Genomic DNA, 6,940 nt, shown 5'->3' on the forward strand with positions numbered 1-6,940 from the left:
CCTCACCGCTTGTTCAACCGCTGCGCCAATCGGTCCCCGCTTACCTGAATCAACGCCACCAGCACCACCAGCATGACGATCACGGTCAGCATGATCTGGGTGTCGAAGCGCTGGTAGCCGTACCGGTAGGCGATGTCGCCCAGCCCGCCCGCGCCGATGGCGCCGGCCATGGCCGAGGAGTTGATCATGGTCACCAGGGTGATGGTGAAGCCGCCCACTATTCCCGGCAGCGCCTCGGGCAACAGCACATGCCAGACGATATGCCAGCGCCGGCAGCCCATGGCCTGCGCCGCTTCGATCAGGCCGTGGTCGACTTCGCGCAGGCTGACTTCGGCAATCCGCGCGAAGAACGGGGTCGCGGCGATGGTCAGCGGGACGACCGCCGCCCACACGCCGTAGGTGGTGCCGACGATCAGCCGGGTGAAGGGGATCAGCGCGACCATCAGAATCAGGAACGGTATCGAGCGGAACAGGTTGACGAACACGCCGAGCACGCGGTTCACGTTCGGCGCTTCGAAGATCCCGCCCTTGCCGCTGGTGACCAGGATCACCGCCAGCGGAATCCCCGCCAGCAGTGCGATCAGCGAGGACACGCCGACCATCAGCAGGGTGTCGACGACGCCCTGCAACAAGCGATCAAACCACATAGCCAAGTACCTCCACCTGCGCGGCCCAGTTCCGGGCCCGTTCGATGATGCTGTCATGGGTGTGGGGCGACCCCGCGACCGAGATCACCAGTTGGCCAAGGGCACGGTCCTGGATCGGTTCGATGCCGCCCTGCAACAGGCTGACTTTGCCGCCAAGGGCAATGAACAGCGCCGACAGGTCCGGCGCGTCGCGGTCCTGGCCGCTGACCCGCAAACGCAAAACCAACGTCGCTCGCGCCTCCGGCGCGGTGGGCAGCAGGCGCTCCAGCAGCGAGGGCGGCAAGGCCGGTTGCAACGGTGCCAGCAGGGTTTTGCTGACGTCGTGCTGTGGGTCGCCGAACACTTGCCAGACCTCGCCCTGTTCGACCACGCGCCCGCGTTCCAGCACCACCACGCGGTGGCAGATATCGCGGATCACCGCCATCTCGTGAGTGATGAGGACGATGGTCAGGCCGAGGCGCTGGTTGATGTCGCGCAGCAGGCCGAGGATCGATTCGGTGGTTTCCGGGTCGAGCGCCGAGGTGGCTTCGTCGCAGAGCAGGATCGCCGGGTCATGCACCAGTGCGCGGGCGATGCCGACGCGCTGTTTCTGTCCGCCGGAAAGCTGCGCCGGATAGACGTGATGCTTCTCCTGCAAGCCCACCAGTTCCAGCAGTTCGGTGACCTTGCGCTGGCGCTCGGCCTTGGGCACGCCGGCCACTTTCAGCGGCAGCTCGACGTTCTGCCACACGGTCTTGGCCGACATCAGGTTGAAGTGCTGGAAGATCATGCCGATGCGTCGGCGCAGGGTAACCAGCTTGTCTTCGTCGTACTCGGCGATGTCCACCTGGTCGATCAGCACGCGGCCGCTGCTGGGGTGTTCCAGGCGGTTGATGGTGCGGATCAGCGACGACTTGCCGGCGCCGCTGCGGCCGATGATGCCGAAGATTTCACCGTGCTGGATGTTCAGGTCGATATCGGCCAGGGCCGGGGCGTCCTGCCCCGGGTAGGTCTTGTTCAGGCTGACGAAGCGCACGTGGGCGCTGTTCACTTCAGGATGCAGCGCCCGCTGCCGGGTCTGCCGGGGTTCCGGCAGGCTCGGCGAGTCCAGCGCCACGCGGGCGTTGGCGGTGCTCATCTCAGCTCTCCCAGCCCGGCTGGTACAGCTTGCCGTGGGCCTTGTCGAGGGCGGCGCGAACCACCGGCGAGTGTTGGTAGATGTCGATGAATTTGGCCAGGCGCGGGTCGTCCTTGTTCTGCGGTTTGATGACGAACTGGATCACGTATTCCTTGTGGTCGATGCCGTCGAACAGCAGCGCGGAACCGGCATCGAAGGTGTTGGCCAGGCGGATGTAATGCGGGTAGCCCTGGACCAGGTCGGCGTCTTCATAGGCGCGAACCAGTTGCACCGCCTCGACCTGAAGGATCTTGATCTTCTTCGGGTTGCCGACGATGTCGTCCTCGGTGGCCTTGTAGCCGACACCCGGCTTGAGGCTGATCAGGCCGGCCTTGGCCAGCAGTTGCAAGCCGCGACCGCCGTTGATCGGGTCGTTGGCGATGGCCACGGTGGCGCCTTCCGGCAGTTCCGCAGAGCTCTTGTGCTTCTTCGAGTAGAGGCCGACGTTGTTGATGATGCCGGGTGCGTAGGGCACCAGGTCGAAGCCGGCGGCGGACTTGGCGTTTTCCAGGAACGGGATGTGCTGGAAGTAGTTCACGTCGATGTCGCCGGCGGCGAGGCTGACGTTGGGCGCGATCCAGTCGCTGAACTCGATCAGTTCGACGTTCAGTCCTTGCTTTTTCGCTTCACCGACCGCGGCTTCCAGCGGGATGGCGAAGGCGGCGGTGGTGCCGACTTTCAGTGGCGCATCGGCGGCGTGGCCGCTGCCGATCAGGCCGAGGGTGAGGGCGAGTGCCGCGACGGGGCGGCCGAAAAGGGTCTTAAGCATGCTGTAGCGCTCCGGTCGGTTGGGCGGTCGTGGTCGGTTGGGCGTTGTGGCGGTAGCCGGCGCCGGGATGGTCGGCGGGCAGGTGGGCAGTGCCCTGCGGAAACAGCTTTTGCCGCAGCGGGCCGTTGTCGTAGGCGGTCTTGTACGAGCCACGTTGTTGCAGCTCGGGGATCACCAGGTCGATGAAGTCTTCGTAGCTTTCCGGGGTGACGGTGCGGGCCAGGTTGAAGCCGTCCAGACCGGTTTCGGCGATCCAGCTTTCCAGCTCGTCGGCGACCTGGTCGGGCGAGCCGATCAGGGTGATGTAGCGCCCGCCGAGGGCGTGCTGGTCGAGCAGGCGGCGGCGGGTCCAGTCGTTGTTTTGCAGGTGCTTGGTCGCGGACTGGATGGCGTTGCTCTTCACGTACTGGATCGGTTCGTCCAGTTCGTAGGCCGAGAAGTCGATGCCGGTGGAGCTGGAGAAATGCGCGACGCCGGCTTCGGCGCTGGCATGGCGCAGGTAGTCGGCGTGCTTGGCACGGGCCAGTTCTTCGGTCGCGGCGACGACCACGGTGATGCCCATGAACACTTTTATCGCGTGCGGATCACGCCCGGCGGCGACGGCGGCGGCGCGCACTTTGTCGACCTGGGCGCGGGTCGCGGCCTTGGTCTGGCCGCTGATGAACACGCATTCGGCGTGCTGCCCGGCGAAGGTCAGGCCACGCTCCGAAGCACCGGCCTGGAACAGCACCGGCGTGCGTTGCGGCGACGGCTCGCTGAGGTGATAGCCCTCGACCTTGTAGAACTCGCCGTGGTGGCGAACCTTGTGCACTTTGTCCGGCTGGGCGTAGATGCGCCGTTCGCGGTCGTTGAGCACCGCGTCGTTTTCCCAACTGCCTTCGAGCAGTTTGTAGAGCACTTCCAGGTACTCGTCGGCCTGGTCGTAGCGGCGGTCGTGTTCGGGCTGTGCGTCCAGGCCCATGGCCTTGGCCGCGCTGTCCAGGTAGCCGGTGACGATGTTCCAGCCGACCCGGCCCCGGCTCAGGTGGTCGAGGGTGGAAAGGCGCCGGGCGAACAGGTACGGCGGCTCATAGGTGAGGTTGGCGGTCAGGCCAAAACCGAGGTTGCGGGTGACGGCGGCCATGGCCGAGACCAGCAGCAACGGGTCGTTGACTGGCAACTGGATCGACTCTTTCAGCGGCACGTCCACCGACTGCTGGTAGACGTCGTAGACGCCGACGATATCGGCGAGGAACAGGCCGTCGAACAGGCCGCGTTCCAGCAGCTTCGCCAGGTCGGTCCAGTATTCGAGGGTCTTGTACTCGCTGGAGGTATCCCGCGGATGGGTCCACAGGCCGTGGTTGATATGCCCGACGCAGTTCATGTTGAAGGCGTTGAGCAGGATCTTTTTCTTGGCCATCAGATGGTCCCCCGCAACGGTGGGTTCTGATCGTTGAGGTAGTAGTTGCCGATGGCGTGGTATTTCCAGCGCACCGGGTCGTGCAGGGTGTGCGTGCGAGCGTTGCGCCAGTGGCGGTCCAGGCCGTGTTCGGCGAGGGTGGCCTGGCTGCCGGCCAGCTCGAACAAGGTGCTGCCGGCGGCGAGGGAAATCTCGGTGCTGAGGGCGCGGGCTTCGGCCACGGCGATGGAGGCGGCGGCCACGGTATCGGCGTTTGTGTCGGCCTGGGCGCGGTCGAGGAATTCGCCGGCGCGTTCCAGCAGGGCTTCGGTGGCGTGCAGACGGATCGCCAGGTGGCCGAAGGTCTTCAGGCTCAGCGGGTCTTCGGTGGCTTTGTCGCTGTTGGCGTCGATCCACGGCCGGGTGCGGGTGCGCACGAAGTGCAGGGCATCTTCATAGGCGGCGCGGGCGATGCCGGTGTCGATGGCGGCGTGGAGGATCTGCGCCAGCGGGCCGACCGGCGTCGGCCGCTCGAACGCGCTCTGGAACGGCAGCACATCGGCGGCCTCGACCCGGACGTTTTCGAACACCACCGAGCCGCTGCCGGTGGTGCGCTGGCCGAAGCCGCTCCAGTCGTCGATGACCTTCAGCCCGGCGCTGTCGGCGGGGACGAAGGCCAGTTGCTGCACACCGTGTTCATCGACCACCGAGGTGGGGATGCGCTGGGCGTAGATCGCGCCGGTGGCGTAGAACTTGCGGCCGTTGATGCGGTAGCCGTCACCGTCGCGGGTCAGCGCGGTGGTGCGGTCGCTGGCGGTCTTGGTGCCCAGCTCGGCCAGGGCGTTGCCGAAGCGTCTGCCGGCCAGCACTTCGGCGTACAGCCGCTGTTGCTGCTCGGGTGTGCCGTTTACGCGTAGCACTTCCAGGGCGTAGAAATGGTTCTGCGGAATCTGTCCCAGCGACGAGTCGGCCCGGGCGATGCGGGCGACGACCTTGGCCAGGGTGACGTTGGACACGCCAGCGCCGCCGAAGGCTTTCGGCACGCTGATGCCCCACAGGCCGGAGCGGGTGAACAGCTCCAGTTCCGGGTGCGGCAGGCGCCGTTCACGGTCGCGTAGAGCGCTGTCGTGTTGCAGTTGGCCGGCGATCTGCTCGGCGATGGCCAGGGCCTGGGCGTCGTCGGTGATGACCGCCACGGCGTCGTGCGGTTGCGAATGAAGGCTCATAAGGGGCTCCAGTGGTCTGGTCAAATCCAGGAGTGCCGGGCGGGCAGGGTTCCGTTGAGGTGGTAGGCGCCGACGGCGTGGTATTTCCAGCGCACCGGGTCGTGCAGGGTGTGCACCCGGGCATTGCGCCAGTGCCGGTCCAGGTTGAACTCGGCGAGGGTCGCGCGGCTGCCGGACAGTTCCAGGAGCTTCTCGCTGGCCAGCAGGGAGATTTCGGTGGTCAGCACCTTGGCCTCGGCCACGGCGATGGAGGCGCGGGCGGCGGAGGCGGCGTCGACCGGCGCGGCGTTGACTTCATCCAGCACCCGCGCGGCTTTCGTCAGCAGCGCCTGGGCGGCGTGCAGTTCGAGTTTCAGGCGGCCGATATCGGCGATCACGTAGGGGTCGTCGCTGGCGCGCTCGACACCGGCATCGACCCAGGGGCGGGCCTTTTCGCGGACGAAAGCGATGGCGTCGTCCACGGCGGCTTCGGCGATGCCGGCGTCAATGGCGGCCTGGATCAGTTGCGAGACCGAGCCCTGGATATTCGGGGTGTCAGCGAGGCGCCAGCTCTCGACGACCAGTTCGGCGTCCACCGGCACTTCGTTGAGCAACACGGTGCCGCTGGCGGTGGTGCGCTGGCCGAAGCCCGACCAGTCGTCGACGATGCGCAGGCCCGGGGTGCCACGGCGAACGAACGCCAGCACCGTGCGGCCTTCGTCGTTCAGCGCCTTGACCGCCACCCAATGGGCGAACAGCGCGCCGGTGGAATAGAACTTCTGGCCGCTGATGACATAGCCATCGCCCTGACGGGTGATCCGCGCCTTGAGTTCGAGGGTGTTTTTGGTGCCGCGCTCGGGGCCGGCATTGCCGATCCGCCAGCCGTCGAGCACCGAGCCGAACAGCACTTCTTTCTGCCGGTCGTTGGCGCCGCCGCGCAGCAGTTGCAGCAGGCCGAACTGGTTCTGCGGGATTTGCCCCAGCGCCGGGTCGGCCGCACTGATGATGCGGAACACCTCGGCGAGGGTGACGAAGGAAAGCTGTGGACCGCCGTATTCACGCGGGATGCTGATACTGCCCAGGCCGCTGCGGGTGAACTGCTCGACTTCGGCCCAGGGCAGCTTGCGCTGCTGGTCGCGTTTGCCGGCTTGTGGGCGGGCGACGGCGGCCAGTTCGTGGGCGGCCTGCAGGGCCTCGGCATCGTTGCGCAGAACCTTGGCGGGGAGCAGCAACGGCGCGTGATCCAGATCGCTGTGAACGGCGTTATTGGCAAGATTGGACATGACCTGACCTCATCTATGGAAAACGTCGCGTGCGCACAGCGACTGAAGATACGTGGGGTCCGGTGGTCCGGTGCATATACCGTAATCGTTTATAAAAATTTACTGAACTAACGATTGGGAATATGGATAGACAGAGGGGTGTTGCTGTTGCAACAGGGGATCAACAGTTTGTTGGTGGGGGATTTAGGGCCTCATCGCTGCAGGCTATTTACACATCTTTCGGTCATGTGGTGGCTGGAGGGCGTTTGTCCAAAGAACGAGTAATGGCCACCAGGCGCATGCCGGAAGTTTTCTAGCGCTTTCAAGATCGAGCGCCGCCCGCGCGGCGCTCGATCTTGAGAGCGCTGAAGATATGTCGGCTGACTCATCACTACCTGAATCGCCCCTAGTTTCGTAGACACCTCCAAGCCTCATAATGAGGCCCAAATAGGAGGAGCCATGAGTCGTCAGCGTTACCCCGAAGAATTCAAGATCGAAGCGGTCAAGCAAGTGACCGAGAAAG

6 protein-coding genes are annotated in these 6,940 nt (G+C 65.4%); all 6 read right to left on the reverse strand.

Features of this window, described 5'->3' with window-relative positions; translation table 11 throughout:
* Positions 1–2 precede the first annotated feature (2 nt).
* From CKW37_RS25665 to CKW37_RS25690, 6 genes are read right to left on the reverse strand one after another with little or no spacing between them, the layout of a single operon-like run.
* Positions 3–647 (reverse strand): methionine ABC transporter permease, encoded by a 645-nt coding sequence (locus CKW37_RS25665; protein WP_095159000.1) that lies wholly within the window; start codon positions 645–647, stop codon positions 3–5.
* Complete coding sequence (locus CKW37_RS25670) at positions 637–1,764, reverse strand: methionine ABC transporter ATP-binding protein (protein ID WP_095159001.1); 1,128 nt, start codon at positions 1,762–1,764, stop codon at positions 637–639. The genes CKW37_RS25665 and CKW37_RS25670 overlap by 11 nt, the downstream gene beginning before the upstream one ends.
* Before the next feature lies 1 nt (position 1,765).
* Positions 1,766–2,572, reverse strand: coding sequence for a MetQ/NlpA family ABC transporter substrate-binding protein (locus tag CKW37_RS25675; protein WP_095159002.1), 807 nt, complete (start codon positions 2,570–2,572; stop codon positions 1,766–1,768).
* Positions 2,565–3,971, reverse strand: a complete 1,407-nt coding sequence (locus tag CKW37_RS25680; protein ID WP_095159003.1) for an LLM class flavin-dependent oxidoreductase — start codon at positions 3,969–3,971, stop codon at positions 2,565–2,567. The genes CKW37_RS25675 and CKW37_RS25680 overlap by 8 nt, the downstream gene beginning before the upstream one ends.
* Entirely contained in the window at positions 3,971–5,176 is a 1,206-nt protein-coding gene (locus CKW37_RS25685; protein WP_095159004.1) for an SfnB family sulfur acquisition oxidoreductase, read from the reverse strand. The genes CKW37_RS25680 and CKW37_RS25685 overlap by 1 nt, the downstream gene beginning before the upstream one ends.
* A 20-nt stretch (positions 5,177–5,196) precedes the next feature.
* Positions 5,197–6,438, reverse strand: coding sequence for an SfnB family sulfur acquisition oxidoreductase (locus CKW37_RS25690; protein ID WP_095159005.1), 1,242 nt, complete (start codon positions 6,436–6,438; stop codon positions 5,197–5,199).
* Between the last annotated feature and the right edge of the window lie 502 nt (positions 6,439–6,940).

This window comes from Pseudomonas sp. Irchel 3E13 (genome assembly GCF_900187455.1).
GTDB lineage: Bacteria > Pseudomonadota > Gammaproteobacteria > Pseudomonadales > Pseudomonadaceae > Aquipseudomonas.